The sequence below is a fragment of the Thermoactinomyces vulgaris genome (assembly GCF_003688725.1).
Lineage (GTDB): Bacteria > Bacillota > Bacilli > Thermoactinomycetales > Thermoactinomycetaceae > Thermoactinomyces > Thermoactinomyces vulgaris.
This window is the reverse complement of sequence record NZ_REFP01000007.1, coordinates 110,453-136,038: the sequence shown is the minus strand read 5'-3', so window position 1 is coordinate 136,038 and position 25,586 is coordinate 110,453. Positions and strand designations below refer to the sequence as shown.

Here is a 25,586-nt window from a genome sequence, read left to right as displayed (position 1 = left end):
TTTGTTATGTATTATACTCATTCCGTCACGGGTTCGTCAAGCATCTTCCAAAAACGGCCGGGCGGAAGGCTGACATTGGCTGCAGCCGTCACAAGTCATCACTCTTCCTTCAAAAATTTGCATCAGGGTCTTGATCACATTTTCATCCGGACAGGTGGTATGAATGATGATTCGCTCCGGCGTCATGCTTAACAAAATGCTCATCAGGTGATCTTTTTGGGATGCCGTTTGATCGGCCATTTCCATAAAAACCGGCTCCAGGTCTTTGTCCAAAACCGGGGTGCCGTCCGATTTCAGCACATGAAATTGTTGGTTGTCATGGATGACATGCACCAGCCCGATTTTCGGGGGCCGGGACTCGATGAACATGCGCAACAATTCAATAAATTCATGGTATTGCCTTTTCAAACGGTAAGCTTGAATGGCTTCCTCCACACAAGCCATCAGCGTTTTCCGGTATGCCTTCAAGCGAAAGGAAACAAAACCGTCCAAAGCAATGTGATGATTTTCTTTCAAAAATCCGGTGATTTGTTTCTCCAATTTCTCCCGCCGGCTGCGGTATATCACCTGTTGGCATTCCCATGCGCTGGTCTCCAATTGCTCCAACACCTGCTGCTGAATCTGCCTGATTTCCTGCTTTGTGAAATAATGGTGACTGGATTGAATCATTTTGCTGATCCATTTCGGTTCCAGATGGTCACAAATGTAACGGGTCAGGATTTTGCCCACTTGCCATACAATCCGATCCCTTTGTTTCTCATCCATCCACTTTCTCAACCGGATGAGGATGACAAAACGTTCTCCCATCCCCATCTCTTTCATGTCAAAAACCGGGCAGACGGAGCGGATGCCCTCCCGCAAGTCTTGCAAACAGGAACGAAATGGCTCATCTCTCTGATCAAACGAAATCAGATATTTCAACCGTCTCCCCTCCCATCCACGGATATTCTCAGAACCACTTTCCATACCAATATATGTTGCAACCAATAACGGTATACAAAAAAACAAAAGGACCCACAAGAAATAAAAAAGACTTGGTCAAAAAACCAAGCCTTCTCTTCAGAACCATCCGGCCATTTTTACTTCGTTATAAAGAATCAGTCCGATCAAATAAACAAACCCCAGCGCAGCCAACAAAATGGACAGCCTTCCGATCAATTTTTCTTCGCTCCCGCCCGTTTTCACTTTGATTCCAAAAGCTTTCATTGAAAATTTCTTTTTATAAGGCCACAAATAAGGAACACCCGCACTGGTTAACGTATCTGCAAAAAGATGGGACAAATAACCGACCAACACCGGTACGGACATCCACGGTTGAATCGTGTAAAACATCCAAGTAACATAAGCGCAGGTAAGAATCGAATGGGTAACCGACCGGTGAGGGGCATAAGCGACGCCGGCGGCAAAAACCCCCATCAGTAACACCCAAAGAGGCAGGCTTTTGATGAAAAACAACAGAATCATGACCAATCCCAAAGCCGCCAGCGCAAATGACCGGTAGGTCCTGCTCAGCGAAGGAAACAAAAAGTTGTTGATCAGGCTGCCGTCTTCATCGATGTCCGGGAGCAAAGAAGCAATTCCCGCCAAAACAATGGTTAAAGCAAGTTCTCCTACATCATCCGTATTTCCGGAGGCCACGGCCAGTCCGACACCCGATGCCACGCCGATGGCAAAATGTGTTTTTCCTGTCAAACCCTCTCCTCCTATCTCTCTGTATCTGAGGGCAAATGAAGGATTTGCCATAAGAAAACCTTTTTGATCACATATTTAAAATAGCAAATATATAAAGTAAAATCTATTTATTTTCTTAAATTATAAAATGACACCCCGGTACCGGAGTGCCATTGCATCCAAAACCCCAATCAGTTTTGCATCACGAAATCCTTTTCGGTATACTCTCCCTCTTGAAAAACACGCAAGATCTCATATTTCGTGTTCCGTTGCGCCGGAATTTTCCCGGCTTCCCGGATCAGGCGCAAAATGAGATGGTTGTTTACTTTATGAGTGGTGCCGGCAGCCGAAACCACATTTTCTTCGATCATGGTGCTTCCAAAGTCATTGCAGCCGAAGTGCAGTGATTTTTTCCCGATTTCCGGTCCCATGGTTACCCAGGAGGATTGGAGATTAGGGATATTATCCAGCATCAAACGGGCGATCGCCACCGCTTTCAAATATTCTTCAGGCGGCAATTTTTCCCGTTTCAAATTGGTGTTGTCCGGCTGGAACGTCCATACGATGAAAGCGAGGAAACCTTTCGTCTCGTCTTGGGCCTGCCGGATCCGGAGCAAATGATTCACCCGGTGTTCATTCGTTTCGCCAAAACCGATCACCATGGTTGCCGTGGTATGCATCCCCACGCGATGGGCCGTTTGCATGACATCCATCCAGTCCCGCCAAGAACCTTTCAACCGGCTGATTTTCCGGCGAATTTCATCATCCAGGATTTCCGCTCCGCCACCAGGCAGGGAATCCAACCCCGCTTCATGCAACCGGCGGACCACCTCTTCCAGGGAAAGGCCGGAAACTTCTTTCATTTTCAGGATTTCAGCGGGCGAAAAAGAATGCATGGTGATATCGGGAAAGCGTTTTTTAATTTCCCGTAACAGATTCGTATAATATTCAAACGGCAAATCCGGATTGGTGCCGCCTTGCATCAGAATTTCCGTCCCGCCCACATCCACGGTTTCCTGGATTTTTTGGAAGATCACTTCATTCGGCAGGACATATCCTTCTTCCGACCCCGGCCGGCGGTAAAACGCACAAAACCGGCAATACGTATCACAGATATTGGTATAATTGATATTGCGACCGATGACAAACGTTGTGATCGGCTCCGGATGCCATTTTTTCATGATCTGGTCCGCTGCCCATCCCATTTTTTCTATCTCATCACTTTCCCACAGAGCCAGCCCGTCTTCAAACCCCAGGCGTTCTCCGGCAAGCGCCCTTTCGATTATGGAATCAATCTTCGACATATCTATTCAACCTCCTAAAGAGTCAGATCGACCGCCAACCCAATCATGTCCATCGTATCACAAATCAAAACGGATGGGGCGGGAATACTGCACAAAAAATCCTCCTGTTTTCAGGCGATGTGAATTCACCCATTGAAAACAGGAGGATTTTTTTTGTTGTGGTGCCGAGGGTCGGACTCGAACCGACACGGTGGTACACCCACCGCAGGATTTTAAGTCCTGTGCGTCTGCCAATTCCGCCACCCCGGCAAAAAAATGGTGGTTCGGGACGGAATCGAACCGCCGACACGAGGATTTTCAGTCCTCTGCTCTACCGACTGAGCTACCGAACCTTATGTAACAAATTGTTGGCGACAAATGATATTATATCATGCAAGCATCAAACATGCAAGATGAATCAGGAAATTTTTTTCTTCTGACACCCCCTGCAACCATTCGTTGATTCAGGGGGTGTTTTTTTTCTCCTTGTTGCCGGCCACAAAGCGCTCATTCATCAACCGAAGTTTCGCGCGAATCTGTTCCTGCTGGTCAGCCCATTCATCTTTTGCCTCTTGTTCGGATTTTGACCGTTTGGATTGTTCCATTTGCATTTGCAACGCCCGGGGCAATGCTTCCGGCTTGTTGCGGGGACTTTTCGGATGGAAAGAACGCGGCTGCTGCTTTTTCCTTTTCGTTTCCCATTCTTCTTTTTTCGCCTGCTCCACGGCCTCTTCCACCGTGGAAATCCCCAGCCGCTTCCAATGGCCCGCAATTTTTTCCACCAAATTCCGCGGCAGTTTATAATCATATTTCAACAAGACATATTCCAAGAGCACATTGACAACCCCCGGCGGCAATCCGTAATGGCGAATCAACGACTCCACGATTTCCACATCGCTGGCCGGGATTCGCCCGCCTTTCTGGTAAAATGCCAAAAGTTGCATGGGGGAAATTTGCGCCAACTGCCGAATGTGCTTTTCTTCTTCGGAAAGCGGCTTATCCGGATCCGTCGGCATCTTTTTCTCCTCTTTTGCCTGTTCCGCATCCGCCTTCTTGGCCACCACGGGCGTGCTGCCAAACTGCATGCAATATTCACTTCGGACAAAAGAACGCAAGCGGTCCAGACGGATTTGCCCGTGACTGGTCACATAAGGATTCTGCAACGCTTTTAAAATCGCCCATTCATCCAGCTGATACAAAAAACCAAGCTCTCTGATTTCTTGTTTTAAATCCTCCGTCCAAACATCTTTTCCCAATAAATGCGCCAAGCGCAACTCCAGCATGGAAAAATCAATGTCCTGCTTAAAATCCGGCCTTTTTCCCTGATGCAGGCTTTCGTCGATTTTGGCCACCGGCACGGTCATTTCTTTTTCCCGTTCAGCTTGTTTGGCCAGTTCTGCCGGCGAAATGCTGTCAAACACATCCTGAAACGAGCGGGTGATGTTTTTCTTTTTTTCTTCCTTCCGGCCAGGTTGAAAACGGGTGTCCCCGGTCAGCCAGTCTTTTAATGCAATGTACCTTTCTTTGCCCAATGAGTTGTAAAGCGTGACACTTAAAATATCACTTTGAAAAAACTTTGCCGGCGTCAGTGGGGGAAGCATTTCGTATTCATAATAAACATGATCTTCTTCCTCTTCGATCTCATACGTATTGATCAGTCCGACACCTTCCAGCAAATGTCTGGCTTCCAACAGTTGATCAAACGTAAAAGAACATAATTGCAATAAATACGAATGAGCATACAACTTGGAAACACCGGCACGGTGAAGGGGAACTTGACAGGCCAGCGTCATGTATAATGAGATGGCAGAAGCTCCGACAATGGGTTGATACAGATGAATCAGCCCAATGAGATCTGCTTGATGGATCGGACGATGGGTGCGGCAACGCCAACCCGCGTCTTTCCAAAACATAGCCATGGTTTGGCCTCCTCTGCACTTCGCATTCGCTAGCATTGGAATATCATTGTAACATAAGAGCCTGCCGGATCATCAAATCCCATTTACCACCAATTCTTACTCAGACCCTTGTTTTTTTTCTTTATCAAAGGCCATTTGCGACCGTTGCAGCAGTTCTTCCAATTCATTGACAAAAACGTTGATGTCTTTAAATTGCCGGTAGACCGAGGCAAACCGCACATACGAAACTTCATCAATGTCAACCAGCCGCTCCATCACCATTTCACCGATTTCTTTGGACGGAACTTCTGCCGCTCCGCCTTGACGCAACTTTCTTTCAATATCCACGACAAGGTCTTCCAGCTTGGCCAACGGAACCGGCCTTTTTTCGCAGGCACGAATCAGGCCGCGAAGCAGCTTTTCCCGGCTGAATTCTTCGCGGCTCCCGTCTTTTTTGATCACGATGAGCGGTTGTTCTTCAATCATTTCAAAAGTGGTGAAGCGCTGTTCGCACTTTTCGCATTCCCTGCGCCGGCGAATCGCCCTTCCTTCATGAACCGGGCGGGAGTCCAGGACACGGCTGCCATGATTTCCGCAAAACGGGCATCTCAACGTTTCATCATCTCCTCCTGACTTCGTCTGCTTTTGCGTCTCTGTGCGAACCACCCTCATTCTGAGCGCAAATGTCATATTTCCATTTTAAATATTTGTTGACAGGATTCAACCCATATTTTGTCACCGGTCCGGACTCACTTCTGATCCAACAAGGCTTCGATCCGGGGGGCAATCTTCTTGGGCGAGGTGGTCGGAGCAAAGCGTTTGACCACATTTCCTTGCCGGTCAACCAGGAATTTGGTGAAGTTCCATTTGATCTCTTTGTTTAACAATCCTTGTGCCGATTGGGTCAGGTATTTGAAAAGCGGATGTTGATTTTCCCCCTTCACATCCACTTTTTGAAACAAGGGAAAGGTGACGCGGTAGTTTATTTCGCAAAAATTGCGGATTTCTTCGTCCGTTCCCGGTTCTTGGTTTCCAAATTGGTTGCACGGGAAGCCCAGCACATAGAAGCCGCGGCTGTGGTATTTTTCATACAGTTCTTGCAACTCTTTGAATTGCGGGGCAAATCCGCACCGGCTCGCCGTATTGACGATCAACAGGACGTTCCCTTCATATTCTCCAAGAGATTGTTCCTTCCCTTGATTGGTTACAGCGGTATATTCATAAACACTCATGGTTCAACCTTCCTTTCAAGGATCATGTCACAGCTTCAGCGGCGTTCATCAGACCTTGTAAGCTGTTACAAATTTATTTTCCCAAAAGTGAAAAACCCTAAATAGAGAACATACATTCTATTTGTTTCATTAAATAAACAATCCGTCGAACGCCCGGCAAAAACATCCTATAAAAGGAAAAAGCTTGCAGAATCATTTTCCACAAGCTTTTCATCCCGTCACACTGTCACTTTCGTGTTCATTTTTTCCCCGACATATTTGGCCAAGTCGACGACACGGCAGGAATATCCCCACTCATTGTCATACCAGGCCAGGATTTTCACTTGCCGGTTGCCCATGACCATGGTCGACAAGGCATCCACAATGGATGAATGTTCGTTTCCGTTGAAATCGGAAGAAACCAGCGGCGCTTCACAAACATCCAAAATCCCTTTGAAACGGGTTTGGGCTGCATGTTTCAACGCTTGGTTGACCTCTTCTTTGGTCACCGGTTTTTCCGTATCCACCACCAAATCAATGACCGAAACGTTCGGCGTGGGAACCCGAAGGGCAAATCCGTTCAACTTCCCTTGCAGTTCGGGAATCACCAACCCCAATGCTTTGGCCGCCCCGGTTTTGGTCGGAATGATGGATTGCGCACAAGCACGGGCCCTGCGCAAATCTTTATGCGGATTATCCAGGTTCTTCTGGTCATTGGTGTACGCGTGAACCGTGGTCATCAACCCGTGGACAATCCCGAACGATTCATGCAACACTTTGGCCACCGGTGCCAAGCCGTTGGTGGTGCAGGATGCATTCGAAATAATGTGATGCCGGTCCGGATCGTAATCGCTTTCATTAACTCCCATGACAACCGTGATATCCTCATCTTTTCCGGGAGCGGTGATCACCACTTTTTTGGCGCCGGCGTTCAAATGTTTTTGCGCCCCTTCGCGGTCCCGGAATTTTCCCGTCGCTTCTACCACAATGTCAATATCCAATTCGCGCCAGGGCAACTCTTCGGGATTGCGGTTGGAAACCAGACGGACTTCATGTCCATCGACACGAAAACCGTGATCGGATACCGTCACATCTTTATGATATAACCCGTGAATTGTGTCATACTTAATCAAATGCGCCAAGGTTTCAGCCGGATAGCTCGCATTCACGGCAACCACTTCGATTCCCGGAACTTCCATAGCTTTGCGGAAAACCATTCTTCCAATGCGCCCAAATCCGTTAATTGCGATACGAACTGCCATAATGGTATACCCCTTCCCATTTGTCACACGCTAATATTCACTTTTATTATAATAAGTATGTCACATTTTGCAACCAGCAGAAACAAAAAAACCTGTTCCCGTACAGGAACAGGTTTCAAACCGTATTCATTTTTCTTGTTTTCTTTTGTATTCCTCGAATTCCCCTTGGTACAATTGTTTGTACTTCTCATAATAATAACTGACCCTGGTCACATAATGGCGGGTCTCCCCGAAATTCTCCGGAATTTGTGTGACATTTTGCCGTGTGCCGTCCCAAACCCCTTGCTCCAACCATTTGTCGACACGGCCATGACCGGCATTGTAAGCGGCCATGACCGCCACTTTATTTCCTTTATACCGTTCGGTCAAGTAAGCAATATACCAGCTTCCCAATTGTATGTTGATAGCCGGGTCATACACGTAATCTTTCAACGCTGGTGAAAAGTTTCCGTTTTTGATGATAAAATCCGCAGTATCCGGCATAATTTGCATCAAACCCTGTGCCCCGACATGCGATTCCCTTTTCGGTTGAAACTTGGTTTCCACCCGGATAATCGCCATGATCAAAAAGGGATCGGCGTTGGTTTCAATCGCACTGTTAAAAATATATTCTTCATATTTCAACGGATAGATCATCATGTTAAAAAGCGGGATGGCCACGATGACAAACACCAGCAACAGGATTAAGGCGATCATGATCGTGCGCTTGGGAGGCAGTGCATCCACTGCCGGCTTTACCCACTTTTTGAGATTAGTTGTTTCCATAACTGATCAACCTGTCTTTCCGTCTCTGACAAAGTTCCCCGATTGTCAATCACATAATCGGCATGCTTCTTTTTCTCTTCGATATCCATCTGTGCGAGAATCCGTTTTTCCGCTTCCTCTCTGGAAAGTGCGTTTCGTTTCATTAATCGTTCCAATTGGATTTCTTTCGGTGTATATACTAAAATAACGGCTTCCACCCATTGCGTCAAATTCCCTTCAATCAGCAACGGGACATCCCAAATCAACAAATCCGGATCCTTCTCTTTTTTTATTTTTTCCGTTTTGTCACGCATGGAATCCACGATCAACGGATGCAACAACCGATTCAACTTTTCCCGTTCGGCAGGGTTATGAAAAATTCTTGCTCCCAACCGTTCGCGATTCAGTTTCCCTTCATCATCCAGTATTCCGGGGCCGAATTCCCGGGCAATCCGCTCCAACCCTTCGGTTCCCGGCTCAACCACTTCGCGGGCAATTTGGTCTGCATCGATGATTTCCGCTCCCTTTCGGCGAAACATCTCTGAAACCGTGCTTTTTCCGGTTGCGATGCTTCCCGTCAATCCCACCAACAACGTCCTTCACCGCCTTTTCACATGAATCGCATCACTCCGAGCAAAATCAAAATAACCCCCGGCATATATGCCCAGAAACGATTTTTTAAGTTCTTGGCACAGGAAAACCCGATCCACATCCCCAACCGTAAAAACAAGGCACTCATCAAAGCAATCAAAAAGGCTGTGGGAACAGGCGGGAACCCCATCATCGCCGCCCCGATGCCGGCGCCAAAAGCATCCAGGGACAAAGCCGTTCCCAACAAAAACGCTTCGGCGGAAGAAATCGATCCGGAATTATCCATATCTGCCATCACGGGGGTTTTTAACACCTTGACCACCAAGCCAAGGCGTTTGATTTGAAAGGTCCAGGTTTTTATCGATAAACAGGATGGACTCTGCGAACGGATTTCATCCTCATTCGTTTCTTTTAAATTCTTTTCCCCCTGAAAAATGATCCACAAGCCGAGGACGATCAATAAAACGGCTCCGAGTGCTTGGGTAAATACGGGGGAAAACAAAGCAGAAAAAAATTTCCCCATGCACATCCCCATGTATAGCACGGCGCCTGAGCATCCGGCAATGATGACGGTAGATACCAGGGGGATACGAATTTTTCTCAGCCCATAGGTTGTTCCCACTCCAAAACTGTCCAAACTGACCGCAAAAGCCAACGCGATGATCAACCAACCATGCAACATCACTGATCCCCCTCATAAGATAGGCATTTGTTACCCTATCTTATGAAGGAACCATCCATGAGGTCACCGTTGGCAATGGGAACACACATGCGTTCCCCGCCCGGCCACAACCATCCGTTCAATCGGCCTTCCGCATTTGGGACAAGGTTCATGTTTCCGGCCATAAACCTGGATTCTCAACTGGAACATTCCCATTTCGCCTTCCCCGTTCAAATAAGAACGGACGGAAGACCCTCCCAGTTCAATGGCTTCTTTCAGGGTTTGTTGAATGCTGTGGTACAAACGTTCCACTTCTTCTTCCTTTAATGACGAAGCCGTCCGGGTCGGATGAATCGCCGCCCGGAACAAAGACTCGTCCACATAAATATTTCCAAGCCCCGCGATATATTCCTGATTTAAAAGAACCGCTTTGATATTGGTTTTCCGTTTGGCGAGCAACGCCTGAAACCAGGAAAGCTGAAACTCATCCGTAAGCGGCTCCGGCCCCAGTTTCTTCAACGGCAACTGCTCATCTTCTTCCCCGTATGGAAACAAGTGCATGGTGCCAAATTGCCGCACATCCCGGTAGCGGAGCTCGGTACCGTCCGTAAAGTGAAAGATGACATGGGTATGCTTCTCGCAAGGCTCCCCTTGTTCCGCCAGACGATACTTTCCTTCCATGCGCAGATGAGAAACCAGCACCAGCGGATCGCAGACGATTTTCAAAAACTTTCCCCGCCGGCCGATCCCGATGATGGTGGTCCCGGCCAACATGCGCCGAAAGGCCTCTGTGTCATCCGGACGTTTGATGATTCTGGGCAAACGGACCGTCACATCTTCGATCTGTTTGCCGATGACCAATTTTTGCAAAGTTTTTCTGACTGTTTCAACCTCAGGTAATTCCGGCAATCGTTTCTCCTCCTATTTTGCTTCGTACCAGTTGCTCCCGACACTCACTTGCACTTTCAGTGGAACCGATAACCGGACAGCTTGTTCCATCGTATTCTGAACCAATTCTTTCATGACCGTCAATTCTTCTTCGGGAACTTCAAAGATCAATTCGTCATGCACTTGCAAAAGCAACCGGCTTTTCAACCCTTTTTCACGCATCAACCGGTCCACTTTCACCATCGCATGCTTGATGATATCCGCCGCCGTTCCCTGAATCGGAGTGTTCATGGCCGTCCGTTCGGCAAAACTTCTTTCCCCGAAGTTGCGGGCATTGATTTTGGGCAAATAACGGCGCCGGCCCAACATGGTGGTGACATAACCTTCTTTTTTGGCCTTTTCAATCGTGCTGTCCATATACTGCTTGATACCGGGATACGTTTCAAAATAACGCTCAATAAACAACTTGGCCTCTTTTTGCGGAATATCCAGCCCTTGAGCCAGGCCGTATCCGCTGATGCCGTACACAATGCCAAAGTTGACGGCTTTGGCTTGTCTCCGCATTTGATCCGTCACTTCATCTTCCCTGACCCCGAAAACATCCATGGCTGTTTGGGCGTGCACATCTTTATCTTCTTTGAATGCTTTTTGCAAATTTTGGTCTTCTGACAAATGGGCAAGGACTCTCAGTTCAATCTGGGAATAATCCGCAGACAGCATGTACCATCCTGTTTGAGAAGGGACAAAGACCTGGCGGATTTTTCTGCCTTCCTCCATCCGGATCGGGATGTTTTGCAGGTTCGGCTCGGTCGAACTCAACCGGCCGGTGGCCGTAACCGTTTGTTGAAATTGGGTATGGATTTTTCCATCCGGCCCAATCTCTTTTTTTAATCCTTCTATATAAGTAGAATACAATTTTCCAACCTGGCGATAATGTAAAATTTTCTCGACAATTTCATGTTGCGGAGCCAATTTTTCCAAAACATCCGCACTGGTTGAATAGCCGGTTTTCGTTTTTTTGATCACGGGAAGCCCCAATTTTTCAAACAAGATTTCCCCCAGCTGTTTGGGAGAATTGATATTAAACGGCACACCTGCAATGTCATGGATTTCTTCCTGCAACCGGTCCATTGACGCCTTCAATTCCCGGCCCAGCTCATCCAACCGTTCATGGTCCACCCGGACGCCCCTTTGTTCCATGTCAGACAAAATGGAGGAAAGAGGCAGTTCCATTTCATACATAAGCGCATCCAGTTTGGCTTCTTGCACTTGCTCTTTCAACAACGGGGTGAGTCTGTGAACAAACCGGGCTTTCCGCGATAGGTGTTCTGCCAGCTCATCCCCTTCCAATTGACGGCGTTTGACTCCTTTTCCATACACCTCTTCATCCGGCGGCAAATACCCTTCCCCACGCCGCTCAACGATATCAGACAAAGCCGGATGCGAATCAGACGGATCGAGCAAATAAGCCGCCAACAGCACATCAAAAGCCATCCCGTCCACCTGAAGTCCGGCATGTTGTTGAAAGGCGGTTTGAATCGTTTTGGCATCGTAGACAAATTTCGTCTTTTTTGAATCGGAAAGCCAATCGCGAACCATTTGATTTTCCCTCACCAACCCGGCCGGCAAAACCAGCTGGGTTTCACCGTCGGAAACCGCCATGGCCAGAAATTCCCCTTTGATCGGATGCGGTTCGGTCATTTCAACCACGAGCGCCTTATCCCCTTTGGAAAAAAAGGACTCCCACGGGCCGAGCGCTTCACCAGTTTCAATCCGGTGATAAGAAATGCTTTTCAAATCCCGGTCATCCTTCCGTCCTTCTTGCGGGGACAAGCGGGAAAGCAACGTGTTAAACGACAGCTTCTTAAATAACGAAACGATTTTTTCTTCATCCCGCTCTTTCAAAGCCAGATCATCCAATTCCAGGGACAAGGGAACATCGGTAAAGATGGTCGCCAGCTTCTTGCTCAACAGCGCCTGCGCTTGATGTTCTTTCACTTTTTCGCGCAATTTTTTCCCCGGCAACTCATCGGCGTGTTCGATCACTTCTTCCACCGACGGATAGAGACGGAGCAATTTGAGAGCTGTCTTTTCCCCGACCCCCGGAATTCCCGGGATATTGTCCGAAGTATCCCCCATCAAGCCTTTGAGGTCGATGATTTGTTCCGGTTTTAATCCGTATTTCCCGTCGATCGCCTTTCTGTCATAGTGCTCCACTTCCGTGATGCCTTTTCGGGTCAACAACACATGCACCCGGTCATTCACCAGTTGCAGCAAATCTTTATCCCCGCTGACAATCCGGATATCCAGGTCTTTGCGGTCACACGTTTTGGAAAGCGTCCCGATAATGTCATCCGCTTCATAGCCGCTTTCCTCGAAGTAAGGAATTTGAAAAGCATCCAAAACCTCTTTAATGAGGGGAAATTGCTCCCTCAGCTCGTTCGGCGTTTCTTTTCGCGTTCCTTTGTATTCCTGAAAATCTTTGTGCCGGAATGTGGTTTTCCCGGCATCAAACGCCACCAGCATGTGGGTCGGCTTTTCGTCTTCCAGGATTTTCATGAGCATCATGGTAAAGCCGTACACCGCATTGGTATATTGCCCGCTGGCATTGGATAAAAGCGGCAACGCATAGTAAGCCCGGTACGCGATGCTGTTGCCGTCGATCAAAATCAATTTACCCACGCTATCTTCACACCTTTTCCCATCACGTTTTCAAACATAAACCTATTGTAACATGTCCAAAATTCCTCCTTCCAGTCAATTGGTAACAATATGCGAACAAACGATCTGGATCTGCGCCTTTTGGGAAAGGATTCCACAAAAAAGAAGGGTCGGCAACACCCCTTTCCGTTTGTTTGTCCGGCTTTTTCCCTTTTAATCAACTATTCCGCCCGGCAACGCCCCCGTGCTGATCCGGCTCCGGCGGCTTCACATCGCCGGGTTTTTGCCCGTTGTTTCCCGGATGATCAATTCCGGGTTATACAAAATGCGTTGGCTTTGAAACCGGCCTGTTTGGATTTTGTCGATCAACAAATCCACCGCCGAATTTCCCAGTTCGGAGATCGGTTGGACCACCGTGGTCAGACACGGATAGGTGGCCCTTGCCAGAATGGTGTCATCAAAGCCGACCAAAGACAGCTGACCGGGAATGGGGATTCCTTTTTCTTTGGCCCCCAAAATCACGCCGATGGCCAACTGGTCATTGCAGGCAAAAATGGCGGTCGGCGGATCCGGCAAGCGGAAGAAGTCGTCCAAGGCTTTCATCCCGTTGGGAATCGAACCCCTGGTTTTGATCATATACTTCGGTTTCGGTTCAATGCCGTAAGTTTTAAGGGCTTGCAAATATCCTTCCGTCCGTTTCACGCTGGAAAGGGCCCATTGCTCACTGATGATGGCAATTTTCCGGTGCCCGTTTTGCAAATGGTGCATGGTTGCTTCATAGCCGCCTTTAAAATCATCCACAATCACTTTCGGTGCATCGATGGACGGGTCATCCTGCGTCAGCAACACCACCGGCAACCGATTTTGGATCAATTCGGCCAGGATTTTATTATTTTGGAATGTGGAACCGATGATAAAACCATCGATCAGTTTGTTTTGTAACAGTTCCACATACTTCGTTTCTATTTCTTCATTTTCACCGGTACTGCACAAAATCACACTGTAGCCCCGTTCATGCGCCCGGTTTTCAATGATTCCGGCGATTTCCGAGAAAAAGGGATTGGATATATCCGGCACCAACAACCCCACTGTTTTCGTCCCTTTTCCCATGAGTGCCGAAGCCATGATGTTCGGATGATAATTCAACTCTTCCATCGCTTTTTATATTTGAAATCAATGTATTTTTAGACTATTTTGCATCATTGGCTTGACGGCTCATAAAAAAAGAGAGGGCTTTTCAGCTCTCTCTTTTCCCGCAGCTTGCAGGCTCCCCGTCCTCATCCACCTGCCTCACGCCCCCTCCAAAATGCCATCCGTTTGACTCCACCCATTCAAGAAAAGCGTCCACAAACTCATCCAGATCCACGTTTTGATTTTGGTCATTGGCAAAAACACAACCGTCCACCAGTACTCTGATCTGTTTTTTCTTATCCATATCCGTCCATCTCCTCCTCGCCAAGTTTATGCTTTTGAAACCGGCGGCTACTCTTTCATCCGCTCACCGGCCCCTCTTTCCGCCCTCTTTCTGGGATTCAACACATCCATCAATCGTTGCCTGAGAAGCCTTTGGTTCTTCTCTTTCACTTTGTTTTTGAGCTCAAAAAGATTGGTTTCCTCAGGATCGATCAGTCCGGTTTTCCGGTAGAATTTCTCGATTTCATCGATCGTTCCCTTAATTTCTTCGGAAACCTTGCCAAACGACTCATCGATCTCCTCTTCCAAGACCAACAAGCCCAAATCCATTTTCATGGCAATCACCAGCTGTTCCAAGCTGACTTTCCTTGCTTTGGAAGCTTTCCTGTATTCATGCCACTCCGTGATCTGCTCCAAAGGGACATTTCCATAGTGTCTCCTGCCCATATTGATTTTGCTTGTCACTTCCAAATAGCAACTTGCCGTCCAATTTCCCAACAGGTCCATCACCGTGGGGGAGACGACCAGGTATTTGCTTCTGCAAAACTGGTAAAAATGCTCGATTTCCTTTTTCAAATTTGCCAGTGCATCATGATAATCCGGCCGGACGGCCGTTCGCTCAAACTCCTGTTCAATCTTCTGCACCTTCTCCCAAATCCGGCTGTATGCCTCAAACTTTTGATCATACACTTTCTGGCTCATGACAGCCGTTTTCGACCGGTTGTAAATATAAAAGGTTGTGACCACCGTGAGCGCTGTCACCAAACTCTGAATAGCTCCTCCATATACCTCCGGACTGTTCAAAGCCTCCGGATCCAGCCCGAGGGATTTGAAAAAATCCTTGGTATGGGGGGAAATAAAAAATTTGAAATTGATGAATAAGAGCACGACAACAAAAGCGGCGATCCCCCATTTCACGGCTCTTTTCCATTTTTGCCTTCTCAAAATCTTCTGCCTCAATTTCCCGTCCATCGGCTCGGGGATGTCTAAAAACAGCATCATGCATGACCTCCAATCATCGTTGACATGAGACATTATAAACTGCAAAATGTTCCAAAACATCCCCCTTGAACCATTTTTGGGACAACGGGAGCAAAACACAAATGAAAAAACAGGGAACATCACCGTCCCCTGCCTGTCCTTCTTGCTTTTCCCAGGTCCCTTCAGCCTCCAAAAAATCCCCCAAAGGGTCCGGACAAAATCCTGTTAATTCAAATCCATTTGTTTACCGGTTTCCATATATACAACACTTTCGGCAATATTGGTGACATGGTCCGCTATTCTTTCCAAGTCGGATGCAATCTTCATCGCCTTGAATATCTTTCTGAGATCGGTGGCCAGGTTGTTGGGTTGCAATCAGTTTGACCACGGTATCATCGATTTTTTCTTCCATCTCATCGACATGGTGGTCTTCCCGGATCACTCCTTGCGCAACCGTAACTTCTCTTTTCTCAAAAGCCTTGAGCGCTTTGTGAATCGAAACTTCCACCTGCTCCCCCATCTTCAACAACATGGACTCCAGAGAGAAAAGAGTTAAAATAAAAATTCTTCATTCAATCAACTTCGGCTTTGAAACTTCAGTGTATCGGCTTTGGAAATCATCAAAAAGTCATTTACTCAATTGCTTCTACGATTAAAAGGGGAAAATCCCCTTCAGATAATACACCAAATATAGCGGAAATGTTCCACTTCATAATCTTTATGCAATCAAGTTCAACAATTCTTCTCTCCTAATTTTCCTATCACTGCCTGCCGGATAATTTTCCAATAGGTATTGTTTTAAACGACATTCTTCTTGGTATCCGTCTACTTTTTTAATTTCTTGTGTAAACGCGTTTATCATTTCATCATCAACAATCTCAATAGAAAGCATAACCACACCATTTTGCCCAGCTATTGGCATCGCCATGGATCACATCCCAAGCACTAATTTCTTAATAATCCATTGAATTGTTCTATTTATAAATCATACGCCTGCTTTCTTCCATATACATAATGGCTTAAGCAGGCGTATTCCCAGCTTAAAGTTTTTTATCAATCCCATAATTAAGATTCAATAAGTGATGCTTTCATTTAAAAATCATTCCCAATCCAGATCATTGGAAAGCTCTCTCGTTTGGTAAAAATACTTCATCGCATGGACTACTTCTTGAAAACCCACCAGATGAATATCTGCTATATCTGTTGCAATTTGACCTGTAGCTAAAAAAAGTATTCATCAGGGTCTCCATTTGGGTTAAGCAAGGTATTAAAATCACCATTTTCATCAAAGAACTCAACAATATATACTCTTTGTCCTTTCTCTTCAATAAACTCTCCACCCACTACTGTCATAAATCCAACATCTTCTATTTTTAGACTTGCTTGACTCACTTTCTTGCCATCCAGACTTTCCAAGACTTCATAAACTTTTTCCCAAGTAGGATTTGAAATTACTTTTGATTTATTTTGAATACTTAATTCATAATTTTTCAATATATACCACCTACCAACTTTGTCTTTTATATCCCGGTCTTGGACGAATTATTTCCTTTCCATCAGGTGTTTTAACAATCAATTCATCTAGTCCCACTTCTTCAACTAGATTTTGAACACCTCTACCATCACCACATGGTCCGCAAAATGGACGGTCTACCACTAATGTGGCTTTCCCACCTAGTATCTTTTTGCTCTTTCTATACTTATATAAATGCCAAAATACATCGCCTTCTGCATGAGTATAGGTTTGTCCATTTGTAGCAAATTTCTCCCGGGGGGTACCTAGTTTTCCTATTTTTCTTTTGCCCATTCCTTCCTCAATTCTGAATACCCTCCTACATCAATTCCCCATCCACTTCTTCCCCAAATTTGTACTCCATCCGATTCAAGTACTGCGACGGTATTTCCACTCTTCAATATATCATTTTCTATTAACAAGTTATCCTCTTTTAAAAACGGGATTCCTAATTCTTTTCTTAATTTAGCAACATATTCTAAGCTTAGTTTTCCTTCCGCTTTTCTATATTTTTCTATTGAATTTACCTTCACTATTTTCTGTCCTTTAATAATTGCACCGTTTTTTAGTTTATATCCTTTTCCTTTTAACCCTTCTTTACTTAAATCTGTATATTCTGCTATATGTTTTACATTTTCTCGTCTTTGTTCCAGAGAGAGTGGCTTTGCAGATGAAGAATTTCCACCTGAAGTTACTCCATCTGGAGCATGAAAACAATTAGAAAATGGAATATCAATTAAAGCGTGATATCTCCCCGTTTGCCGAACCGCAACACAATCGCCAACTTTGTTGAAAACATTTTTGACAATCGGGGTTTTGGCCAGTACCGGTTCCAGTGATGCAACGGCTTTATTAATCGCTGGTTGGGCAAAGTGAACCACGGCGACGGAGCCGGCTCCAAAAATTCCTGCCAAAATGGCATTTTTCCAATTGATCTTCCGTCCATGCAAAATATCGTCTGCCACACTGGTGCCGGCACCCTCGACGGCTCCGATGGCTCCGCCTTTACCAAACATTTTCTGAAGAGGTGCCGGCAATTTGGAAACCAGTTTTTGTCCTCCGCGAAGAACAGGCCCCAAGACTTTGGAATTCTTGGCACCCATGATCAGTTTTTGTCCGATACCGCTCGCCAATCCCCGGGAAGCTCCTGCCGTGATGCCTCCGCCGACCAATCCCAAGATGCCGCCAATGGCTACTTCCAAGAAGGTCATTTTGTTAATTTCCCAACCATTCAGGGCCATACTGATCACAAATGACAACATACCACTAAGTACGGCTCTCCCTAACGGTGTGGCAAAGATGCACAAGACGATCCCCAAAATCAAAACACCGGCAAAAGCTATATATTCTTTATATTTTTTCACCCATTCCCAAGCCGTTGACATCGTATCAATCACGACTTCTGCCATTTTGGAGCAAATCTTGGTGAGCCAATCCCAAAAGGCAGCCGCTTTCTCTTTGGTCCATTCCCATGCCCCTGAAATTTTGTCCCCGAACCAATCTCCAACCTTTGACAATGATTCGGTAACAGACAATTGAATTTCTAACTAATTTTTAACAAAAAAAATAAACCTGCTCTTTTGCAGGTCAAGCAATATGCTTCAGTTTTTGTGTATATTAAATTTTCAGGTGTTCGAGTTTTTCAAGATCCATATAATCCCAGAAGAAATTAAAGTTAGGTTGGGCACAAGCTTTACTGAAGTGGAATTCTTTTAATGAATGATCCAACGGACGGGCCAAGAAGGACCCTCTCCTTTCCTCAACCAAACCGGCCTTGAATATATTCTTCCGTCCGGCGGTCCCGGGGCCGGGTAAACAGTTGCCAGGTGTCATTTTCTTCCAACACTTCTCCGTTTAAGAAAAACACGGTTTGATCCGACACCCGGGCGGCTTGTTGCATATTGTGAGTGACCATCACAACAGTGTAATTTTCCTTTAACTGGACAACCAATTCTTCCAAGCGTTCGGTGGAAACCGGATCCAGGGCGGAAGCCGGTTCATCCATCAGAATGATTTCCGGCTCCACCGCCAACACGCGTGCAATCACCAAACGCTGTTTCTGTCCTCCCGACAACCCCATGGCCGACTGGTGAAGCCGGTTCTTCACTTCCTCCCATAAATGGGCTTGCGTCAATGTCCGTTCCACAATCTCATCCAGCTTCTTTTTTTCTTTCACCCCGTGAACACGGGGCCCGTACGCCACATTATCGTAAATGGAAACGGGGAAAGGGTTGGGTTGTTGAAAAACCATCCCCACTTTTTTCCGGAGTTGCACCAAGTCCACTTCCGGTTCATAAATGTTTTTCCCGTCAATCAAAATCCGGCCGTAAGTCTTCACCCCCGGAATCATGTCGTTCATCCGGTTGATGCTCCGGAGCAAGGTGGACTTCCCGCACCCGGAGGGACCGATCAATGCTGTGACTTTGTTTTTCCTGATATTGAATTGAATGTTTTTCAACGCTTGCTTCTCCCCATAAAAGAGATTGAATTGTTTAATGGAGATTTTGTCCGCCATTTGACTCCCCTTCCTTCAACCAAATCGTCCGGTCAAATAATCCCCGGTCTCTTTCTTCCCGGGCCGGGTAAACAGCTCCCGGGTCTCATTCCATTCAATCAAACGCCCCATGTAAAAATAAGCCGTATAATCGGAAACCCGGGCAGCCTGCTGCATGTTGTGGGTCACCATGACAATGGTGAACTCTTCTTTTAATTCCCGGACCAACTCCTCGATTTTGGCAGTGGATACCGGGTCCAGCGCGGAGGTGGGCTCATCCAGCAAGAGGATTTTCGGTTTCACGGCAATGGCTCTGGCAATGCACAACCGTTGTTGCTGTCCGCCGGAAAGCGTCAAGGCAGACTGATGCAAACGATCCTTGACTTCCTCCCACAACCCGACTTTCTTCAAGCTATCCTCAACAAGTCCGTTCAGCTCTTTTTTCTTGGCTCCGTAAATCCGGGGAGCAAAAGCAATGTTTTCATAAATCGATTTGTGAAACGGGTTGGGGCGTTGAAACACCATTCCGATCCGGCGCCGCAAGGCATTGGCATGAATCCCGGGGTCGTTGATGTCAATGCCCTCCACCAAAATTTTTCCTTCCACACGGGCGCCCGAAATCGTGTCATTCATCCGGTTTAAGCATCGCAAAAAAGTGGACTTCCCACACCCGGAGGGGCCGATCAATGCCGTGACATGATGTTGATGGAAAGGGAGATTCACATCTTTCACCGCATGATTTTCGCCGTAATAAACGTTTAAACCGACGGTTTCCAACTGGACCACCCGATTTTTCGTTTCCAGTTGCCGGCCCTGTTTTACCTTTCCCTTCACAGGCAACCCGACCGTTTGTAACATCCCGCATTCCCCCTTATCGATTGGATGTAAGGCGTGCATGAATCCACCGCCCCAACCAACGGGCAAGCAGATTGAAAATCAAAACAGCGATCACCAGCAAAGCAGAAGCCCCGGCAGCCACTTCCTTGGCATCGGGAATGATCCCTTCGGCATTGACTTTCCAAATGTGAACCGCCAATGTCGATGCCGGGCGGAACGGATTGAACGGTGAAGCCGGTGAGGTAACATCCCAATGGGTAAAGTCCAGCGGAGGCGAAGTCATTCCCGCTGTAAACAACAAGGCGGCGGCTTCCCCAAACACACGGCCCGAGGCCAAAATGGTCCCGGTGATGATCCCCGGCAATGCAGCCGGAAGCAACACTCTGCAAATCGTTTGCCAATGCGTCACTCCGAGAGCCAGACTGGCTTCCTTCTGCTCCCGGGGAACCGAGGACAAAGACTGTTCCACAATCCGCACCATCAAAGGCAGGTTAAAGACGGACAAAGCCAGTGCCCCCGCCAGAAGCGAATATCCCCATCCGGTGTATTGGACAAACACCAACAGGCCGAACAGACCGACCACAATCGAAGGAAGGGAAGACAACACTTCGATACTCAAGCGGATGAAGCCGGTCAGGTTGCCGGGTTTGGCATACTCCGCCATGTAAATGCCGCCACCCAGCCCCAACGGGATGGTGATCAACATCGTCAACACCAGGAGATAAAAGGAATTGAACAACTGCGGCCCGACACCTCCGCCACCGGTCAAAACCGAACCCGGCGCTTCGGTGATAAACGCCCAATCCACCACTTTCAAACCGCGCATCAAAATAAAACCGATCAGTCCGAGCAATATTCCGACGATCAAAACGGCGATCGCATAAAAGATCGCGGTTGCAATCCGGTCGATAACTTTTGCGTTCATGTCAATCTTCTCTCCTTCGGGAAATAAAACGGATCAAAAAAATAAAAATCAGGGTCATGAGTAGCAAAATCAGTGCCATCGACCACAGCACATCCTGTTCGGTTGTTCCTTGGACGGTATTTCCCATGTTTAAAGTGATCACACTGGTCAGGGTGCTGATAGGGGTGGTGAAGCTGACCGGCAAATTGGGGGCATTTCCAATCACCATTTGGACCGCCAAGGCTTCCCCGAACGCCCGGGCCATTCCCAAAACCACTCCGGTCATCAATCCGGGCATCGCCGAACGAACCACCAGCCGGGAAATGGTTTGCCAGCGGGTTGCCCCCAGTGCATAAGAGCCTTCCCGAACCGTTTTGGGGACGGCTTGAATGGCATCTGCCCCGACACTGATGATGGTGGGCAAAATCATCACGGCCAAAACCAGCATTCCGGATAACAAGCCGAATCCGAAACCGCCGGCCACGCTGCGTATCCATGGAACAATGACTGTCAGGCCGATGAATCCGTAAACGACAGACGGAATTCCCACCAACATTTCAGTGACCGGCTGCAAAATTTTCCTCCCCCAACCCGGCGCAATTTCCGTCATAAAGATGGCTGCACCGATCCCGAGCGGGGCACTGATGATCACCGCACCCGCGGCAACCGCCAGCGAACCGTACACAAAAGCAAGCACTCCGTAAAAAGGGCCGCCTTGCTCCGGTGAAATGGCGGGACCCCACTGCAATGAAAAAAATTCAGACAAGGTGATTTCGTTTCGGAAAAACGGGGCAATTCCTTTGGAAGCAATAAACCAGATGAGCGAAAATAAGGTCACGATTAAAATCCACGCACAAAGAAACGTGATGATTTTTCCTTGTTTTTCAATTCTCAACATTTTCCGTTCGGGCTGAATCAGTTCTTCTTTCAGTGAACGGTTTGCGGAAGCAACTTGTTCCATCTTCCATCTCCTTCCTGTCCTGTCCAATGAAAGGGACAGAATTTGCAAACCCCTGTCCCTTCAGGATGCCGGAAATTATGATTGGATCGGGGTCACCTTGCCTTCAACGTCCCGCTCCACCTTCATTTCGCTGATGGGGATATACCCCAGTTTTTTCACCAATCCGTTTTGCACTTCATCGGACTGGATATATTGGATGAAAGCTTCTTCCAACTCTTTGTTTTTGCCGTTTTTATGGGTGTACATGTGTTCATACGCCCAGATTTTCCATTGATTGGTGTACACATTTTCATTGGTTGGCTCGTCACCATCCACTTTCAATGCCTGCACCGAATCATCCACGTAAGAGAAGGCAAGATATCCGATGGCTCCGGGCGTTTCTGAGACGATTTTGAGAACCGTTCCGGATGATTCTTCCTCAATGCCGCCTTCACCGCGGAATTCCTGATTTTCGTTTAATCCGTATTTGGTGAAGGCCGCCCGTGTCCCGGAGCTGGCCGGGCGGTTCACCAAGACTATCGGCTGATCTTTTCCGCCAAGCTCTTTCCAGTTTTTGATTTTGCCTGTGAAAATATCAATCAGCTGTTGCCGGGTCACATCCCCGACCCCGGTATCCGGATGGACAACCGGCGCAATTCCGACAACAAACACTTTATGGTCAACGACTTGATTGGGATCGATTTTTTCTTTTTCTTCAGCGTAAACATCGGAATTTCCGATATCGGCCGTATCATTCATGACCGCACTTAATCCCGCTCCGCTTCCACCTCCCTGAACATTGACTTGCACGCCGGGATTTGTGGCGGTAAAAGCATTGCCCGCTTCATCGACGAGCGGTTGCATGGCGGTGGAACCCACCACGGTCAACGTGCCGGACAATTTCCCGTTGCCCTCGCCTTGGCCGTTGCCTCCACAACCTGTCAAAGTTCCGAGGGCGAAAAACAAAACCCCGGCAAGCAAAAAACCTTTTTTCAGCATGGTAAAAGTCCCCCTACTGTCAGGAATGATTCCGTTCAACACTTTGAACTTTAATCTTTTTCTTTTATATACAAATAAAACAGCTGTAAAGATTCTGTTAATCTCTCACAGCTGTTCAGATTCACACGATTTAGTCATCCTTCAGGTGCAGGGGAAAAGTCAACCGGAATGACGTGCCTTGCCCCACCCGGCTTTCCACATCAATCTTGCCTTGGTGCACTTCCACCAAATGTTTCACAATGGCCAATCCCAGACCGGTGCCCCCTGAATCGCGGGATCTGGCTTTGTCCACCCGGTAAAAGCGTTCAAAAATGCGCGGCAAATCCTCGGCCGGTATGCCGATTCCCGTATCTCGAACTACAAGCGTCCATTCTTTGTCATCGCCGGTGGCCCGGACCGTGATGCACCCGCCTGGAGGGGTGTAGTTCATGGCATTGGAAAGCAGATTCAACAAAATTTGCCGGAACCGGTCTTGATCGATTTCCACCTCAAAAGGTTCCGGAATCTCCATGGAAAAGGAAAGCCCTTTGCTGAAGATCCGGTCTTTGACCGTCTTGCTCACATTTTCAAGCAGGGTTTCAACCGGAACCCGTTCCAATTTCAAAGGCATCTTTTTGGATTCGATTTGCGTCAATTCCAGCAAATCGCCAATCAGCCGTTCCAACCGCAAACTCTCTCCATGAATAATGTCAAGAAATTCCCGGCATGTTTCTTGATCGGACATCGCTCCATCCAACAACGTTTCGGCAAATCCCCGGATGGAAGTGATCGGCGTTTTCAATTCATGGGACACATTGGCCACAAAATCTTTGCGCAATTGTTCCAGACGCCGGATGGCAGTCAAATCATGAAAGACCACCACCACGCCGACTCCGTTTTTTTCCACCCACATCGGCGCCAGATTGGCTTCCAGCATTTTTTCTTCCGGATAGTACAAATGGATTTCTTTACGGATTCGCATGTTTTTTTCGGCACACTCGGTAATCAGGGAGCGAATGTCGTAAGGATAAGTTAATTGCTTAAAAGAACGGCCGATCAAATCACTTTCGGGTATCCCGAACATCCGCTCAAACGCCCGGTTGGCCAAACTCACTTTTCCGGTGGCATCAATCATGATCAGGCCGCTTTCCATCGATTCGATGATGCTGTTTAACCGGCGTTCGTTTTTCCGGATCATTTCCATCTGTTTTTGCAAACTGTGGGACATCCGGTTGATCGCCTGCCCCAAATGCGCCATCTCATCCCCGCTTTCATGCCGGATCCGGCGATGAAAATTCTTGCGGGCAATGTCAACTGCCACCTGGGTGATTTCTTCCAACGGACGAGTGACTCCGCCGGCAATGCGGGAACTGAAAAATGCGGCCAAAGCATAAGCAATCAAAAGTCCCAGCACCAGGGAAACCCACACTTGGTGCAACGACTGATTCACTTCTTTGATATCCAAAGACAGCCGGATCGCTCCGACCACTTCTTTTCCTTTTTGAACGGGAACGGCAGCATGCAAATAATCATCCCGGATCGCGGTTCGCACACCCCCTTCTTTCCCGCTTGCCAGTGCATTTTTCACTTCCGGAAGTTGCAGTCCCGTTTTTGAATCCAATGTTGCGTTGCCAAACGGCTTGCCATGTACGTCAAAGAAATTGACGTGCACGCCCAACGTCCGCTCATACAACTCTTTTTGCTTCTTCAAAGCTTGCTGATCCGTCCACTGCACGGTTTCAGCCAACACTTTGCTTTCTTTCTCCAAGCGGTCGGTTAATGAATCCAAATAGGAAGATCTGAGCAGCAAAGCCACAAAAACCCCGGTTCCCAGCACGGAGCACCCGATCAAAATCAAAAAAGACCAAGTGATTTTCGCTCTCAGTGATCTCATCTTTCTTTGGGCCCTTCAAATTTATATCCGATTCCGCGAACGGTTTTGATATAAACGGGGTTGCGCGAATCCGCCTCGATCTTATCGCGCAAATGGCTGACATGAACATCCACAATCCGGGAATCGCCAACATAATCATAATTCCAGACCGCATTGAGCAATTGATCCCTTGACAGCACTTTTCCGCGGTGGCAGGCCAAGTATAAGAGCAACTCAAATTCTTTCGGGGTTAAATCGACCTCCTGGTGATCCCTTAAAACCACATACCCTTCCGGGTCGATTTGCAAATTCCCGATCCGCATCACCGACGGGTTCCCGCGTTCCTGCGCTTCCCTTCTCAACACCTCAATCCGGCGGAAAATGGCTTTGACACGCGCCAAAAGCTCCCGCGGGCTGAATGGTTTGGTCATATAATCGTCAGCACCGAGCTCAAGCCCCAGCACTTTATCCAGTTCATCCGTTTTGGCTGTCAGCATCAAAATGGGAATATGCCTTTTCTCCTGTCTGAGCCTGCGACAGACTTCCAACCCGTCCATTTTGGGCAACATCAAGTCCAACACCACCAAGTCCGGATGGAATTGATCCGCCATCTCCAACGCCATTTCCCCGTCATACGCCACCTCAACCTGATACCCTTCTTTCTTCAGGTTGAATTGCACTAACTTCACAATGGACGGTTCATCATCCACCACCAAGATTTTTTTGCTCATCGCCGTTCGCCCCCCTTTTATTCTCGCCATGAATTATTCCAAATTCTTTCAT

25 protein-coding genes, 2 tRNA genes and 2 pseudogenes are annotated in these 25,586 nt (G+C 47.4%); all 29 read right to left on the bottom strand.

Translation table 11 applies throughout. The annotated features are described in order from the left end of the window. Positions 1-36 precede the first annotated feature (36 nt). Positions 37-921, bottom strand: a complete 885-nt coding sequence (gene ytxC / locus ATH33_RS01000; RefSeq protein WP_062842875.1) for a putative sporulation protein YtxC — start codon at positions 919-921, stop codon at positions 37-39. Positions 922-1,059: 138 nt separating this feature from the next. Then, entirely contained in the window at positions 1,060-1,692 is a 633-nt protein-coding gene (locus ATH33_RS00995; protein WP_049719795.1) for a metal-dependent hydrolase, read from the bottom strand. A 170-nt stretch (positions 1,693-1,862) separates the two neighbouring features. Beyond that, positions 1,863-2,975, bottom strand: coding sequence for a cyclic dehypoxanthinyl futalosine synthase (gene mqnC / locus ATH33_RS00990; RefSeq protein ID WP_037993418.1), 1,113 nt, complete (start codon positions 2,973-2,975; stop codon positions 1,863-1,865). Positions 2,976-3,134: 159 nt separating this feature from the next. Then, positions 3,135-3,224, bottom strand: a tRNA-Leu gene (locus tag ATH33_RS00985). A gap of 7 nt (positions 3,225-3,231) precedes the next feature. Beyond that, positions 3,232-3,307: transfer RNA gene (locus ATH33_RS00980), tRNA-Phe, on the bottom strand. Between the two features lie 111 nt (positions 3,308-3,418). Further along, entirely contained in the window at positions 3,419-4,873 is a 1,455-nt protein-coding gene (locus ATH33_RS00975) for a replication initiation and membrane attachment family protein (protein ID WP_170151201.1), read from the bottom strand. A gap of 96 nt (positions 4,874-4,969) precedes the next feature. After that, entirely contained in the window at positions 4,970-5,464 is a 495-nt protein-coding gene (nrdR, locus tag ATH33_RS00970) for a transcriptional regulator NrdR (RefSeq protein ID WP_037993421.1), read from the bottom strand. Between the two features lie 137 nt (positions 5,465-5,601). Further along, the gene (locus ATH33_RS00965; RefSeq protein ID WP_037993423.1) at positions 5,602-6,084 is read right to left on the bottom strand and encodes a glutathione peroxidase; all 483 of its coding nucleotides are present in this window, start codon (positions 6,082-6,084) and stop codon (positions 5,602-5,604) included. Between the two features lie 218 nt (positions 6,085-6,302). Continuing rightward, positions 6,303-7,325 carry a glyceraldehyde-3-phosphate dehydrogenase gene (locus tag ATH33_RS00960; RefSeq protein WP_037993424.1) on the bottom strand — a complete coding sequence of 341 codons (1,023 nt, stop codon included), beginning with the start codon at positions 7,323-7,325 and terminating at the stop codon, positions 6,303-6,305. 126 nt (positions 7,326-7,451) lie between these two features. After that, the gene (locus tag ATH33_RS00955; RefSeq protein ID WP_049719793.1) at positions 7,452-8,090 is read right to left on the bottom strand and encodes a lytic transglycosylase domain-containing protein; all 639 of its coding nucleotides are present in this window, start codon (positions 8,088-8,090) and stop codon (positions 7,452-7,454) included. Then, complete coding sequence (coaE, locus tag ATH33_RS00950; RefSeq protein ID WP_309485138.1) at positions 8,060-8,656, bottom strand: dephospho-CoA kinase; 597 nt, start codon at positions 8,654-8,656, stop codon at positions 8,060-8,062. Before coaE ends, ATH33_RS00955 begins: the two co-directional genes overlap by 31 nt. Before the next feature lie 23 nt (positions 8,657-8,679). Next, positions 8,680-9,342 (bottom strand): sporulation membrane protein YtaF, encoded by a 663-nt coding sequence (ytaF, locus tag ATH33_RS00945; RefSeq protein ID WP_121873949.1) that lies wholly within the window; start codon positions 9,340-9,342, stop codon positions 8,680-8,682. A 63-nt stretch (positions 9,343-9,405) separates the two neighbouring features. Next, entirely contained in the window at positions 9,406-10,230 is an 825-nt protein-coding gene (mutM, locus tag ATH33_RS00940; protein WP_037993430.1) for a DNA-formamidopyrimidine glycosylase, read from the bottom strand. A 12-nt stretch (positions 10,231-10,242) separates the two neighbouring features. Then, complete coding sequence (gene polA / locus ATH33_RS00935; protein ID WP_037993431.1) at positions 10,243-12,891, bottom strand: DNA polymerase I; 2,649 nt, start codon at positions 12,889-12,891, stop codon at positions 10,243-10,245. A 246-nt stretch (positions 12,892-13,137) separates the two neighbouring features. Continuing rightward, positions 13,138-14,016 (bottom strand): LacI family DNA-binding transcriptional regulator, encoded by an 879-nt coding sequence (locus ATH33_RS00930; RefSeq protein WP_170151200.1) that lies wholly within the window; start codon positions 14,014-14,016, stop codon positions 13,138-13,140. Positions 14,017-14,107: 91 nt separating this feature from the next. Next, positions 14,108-14,305: a hypothetical protein gene (locus ATH33_RS00925; RefSeq protein ID WP_121873947.1), complete on the bottom strand. Its 198-nt coding sequence runs from the start codon at positions 14,303-14,305 to the stop codon at positions 14,108-14,110. Positions 14,306-14,352: 47 nt separating this feature from the next. After that, positions 14,353-15,285 (bottom strand): type 2 periplasmic-binding domain-containing protein, encoded by a 933-nt coding sequence (locus tag ATH33_RS00920; protein ID WP_049719781.1) that lies wholly within the window; start codon positions 15,283-15,285, stop codon positions 14,353-14,355. A gap of 204 nt (positions 15,286-15,489) precedes the next feature. After that, positions 15,490-15,784 (bottom strand): annotated as a pseudogene (locus tag ATH33_RS00915) (phosphate signaling complex PhoU family protein). A 198-nt stretch (positions 15,785-15,982) separates the two neighbouring features. Continuing rightward, a complete protein-coding gene (locus ATH33_RS00910) occupies positions 15,983-16,192 on the bottom strand; it encodes a hypothetical protein (RefSeq protein WP_037993436.1) in 210 nt (69 codons plus the stop codon). 293 nt (positions 16,193-16,485) lie between these two features. Next, positions 16,486-16,758, bottom strand: a complete 273-nt coding sequence (locus ATH33_RS00905) for a hypothetical protein (protein WP_037993437.1) — start codon at positions 16,756-16,758, stop codon at positions 16,486-16,488. Positions 16,759-16,768: 10 nt separating this feature from the next. Beyond that, a complete protein-coding gene (locus ATH33_RS00900) occupies positions 16,769-17,071 on the bottom strand; it encodes a hypothetical protein (RefSeq protein ID WP_049719778.1) in 303 nt (100 codons plus the stop codon). Beyond that, positions 17,053-18,186, bottom strand: a complete 1,134-nt coding sequence (locus ATH33_RS00895) for a hypothetical protein (RefSeq protein WP_131470841.1) — start codon at positions 18,184-18,186, stop codon at positions 17,053-17,055. The genes ATH33_RS00900 and ATH33_RS00895 overlap by 19 nt, the downstream gene beginning before the upstream one ends. Before the next feature lie 350 nt (positions 18,187-18,536). Then, positions 18,537-19,271: pseudogene (pstB, locus tag ATH33_RS00890) on the bottom strand (phosphate ABC transporter ATP-binding protein PstB); the annotation flags it as partial. 36 nt (positions 19,272-19,307) lie between these two features. Beyond that, a complete protein-coding gene (gene pstB, locus ATH33_RS00885; protein ID WP_082240562.1) occupies positions 19,308-20,129 on the bottom strand; it encodes a phosphate ABC transporter ATP-binding protein PstB in 822 nt (273 codons plus the stop codon). Between the two features lie 13 nt (positions 20,130-20,142). Next, positions 20,143-21,033, bottom strand: a complete 891-nt coding sequence (gene pstA / locus ATH33_RS00880; protein ID WP_037993445.1) for a phosphate ABC transporter permease PstA — start codon at positions 21,031-21,033, stop codon at positions 20,143-20,145. Position 21,034: 1 nt separating this feature from the next. After that, entirely contained in the window at positions 21,035-21,973 is a 939-nt protein-coding gene (pstC, locus tag ATH33_RS00875) for a phosphate ABC transporter permease subunit PstC (protein WP_052186618.1), read from the bottom strand. 75 nt (positions 21,974-22,048) lie between these two features. Further along, entirely contained in the window at positions 22,049-22,951 is a 903-nt protein-coding gene (locus tag ATH33_RS00870) for a phosphate ABC transporter substrate-binding protein (RefSeq protein ID WP_121873946.1), read from the bottom strand. Positions 22,952-23,081: 130 nt separating this feature from the next. Beyond that, on the bottom strand, positions 23,082-24,824 hold the full coding sequence (gene pnpS, locus ATH33_RS00865; RefSeq protein WP_037993447.1) for a two-component system histidine kinase PnpS: 1,743 nt from the start codon (positions 24,822-24,824) through the stop codon (positions 23,082-23,084). Next, entirely contained in the window at positions 24,821-25,534 is a 714-nt protein-coding gene (locus ATH33_RS00860) for a response regulator transcription factor (protein ID WP_037993448.1), read from the bottom strand. The genes pnpS and ATH33_RS00860 overlap by 4 nt, the downstream gene beginning before the upstream one ends. Positions 25,535-25,586 lie beyond the last annotated feature (52 nt).

Bases quoted from the DNA above. Each gene is read 5' to 3' on its own strand.
- mqnC (WP_037993418.1), bottom strand. From the start codon at position 2,975: ATGTCGAAGATTGATTCCATAATCGAAAGGGCGCTTGCCGGAGAACGC.
- ATH33_RS00975 (WP_170151201.1), bottom strand. From the start codon at position 4,873: ATGGCTATGTTTTGGAAAGACGCGGGTTGGCGTTGCCGCACCCATCGT.
- ATH33_RS00965 (WP_037993423.1), bottom strand. From the start codon at position 6,084: ATGAGTGTTTATGAATATACCGCTGTAACCAATCAAGGGAAGGAACAA.
- ATH33_RS00960 (WP_037993424.1), bottom strand. From the start codon at position 7,325: ATGGCAGTTCGTATCGCAATTAACGGATTTGGGCGCATTGGAAGAATG.
- ATH33_RS00955 (WP_049719793.1), bottom strand. From the start codon at position 8,090: ATGGAAACAACTAATCTCAAAAAGTGGGTAAAGCCGGCAGTGGATGCA.
- ytaF (WP_121873949.1), bottom strand. From the start codon at position 9,342: ATGTTGCATGGTTGGTTGATCATCGCGTTGGCTTTTGCGGTCAGTTTG.
- ATH33_RS00925 (WP_121873947.1), bottom strand. From the start codon at position 14,305: ATGGATAAGAAAAAACAGATCAGAGTACTGGTGGACGGTTGTGTTTTT.
- ATH33_RS00920 (WP_049719781.1), bottom strand. From the start codon at position 15,285: ATGATGCTGTTTTTAGACATCCCCGAGCCGATGGACGGGAAATTGAGG.
- ATH33_RS00910 (WP_037993436.1), bottom strand. From the start codon at position 16,192: ATGGCGATGCCAATAGCTGGGCAAAATGGTGTGGTTATGCTTTCTATT.
- ATH33_RS00900 (WP_049719778.1), bottom strand. From the start codon at position 17,071: ATGGGCAAAAGAAAAATAGGAAAACTAGGTACCCCCCGGGAGAAATTT.
- ATH33_RS00895 (WP_131470841.1), bottom strand. From the start codon at position 18,186: ATGGCAGAAGTCGTGATTGATACGATGTCAACGGCTTGGGAATGGGTG.
- pstB (WP_082240562.1), bottom strand. From the start codon at position 20,129: ATGTTACAAACGGTCGGGTTGCCTGTGAAGGGAAAGGTAAAACAGGGC.
- pstA (WP_037993445.1), bottom strand. From the start codon at position 21,033: ATGAACGCAAAAGTTATCGACCGGATTGCAACCGCGATCTTTTATGCG.
- pstC (WP_052186618.1), bottom strand. From the start codon at position 21,973: ATGGAACAAGTTGCTTCCGCAAACCGTTCACTGAAAGAAGAACTGATT.
- ATH33_RS00870 (WP_121873946.1), bottom strand. From the start codon at position 22,951: ATGCTGAAAAAAGGTTTTTTGCTTGCCGGGGTTTTGTTTTTCGCCCTC.
- pnpS (WP_037993447.1), bottom strand. From the start codon at position 24,824: ATGAGATCACTGAGAGCGAAAATCACTTGGTCTTTTTTGATTTTGATC.
- ATH33_RS00860 (WP_037993448.1), bottom strand. From the start codon at position 25,534: ATGAGCAAAAAAATCTTGGTGGTGGATGATGAACCGTCCATTGTGAAG.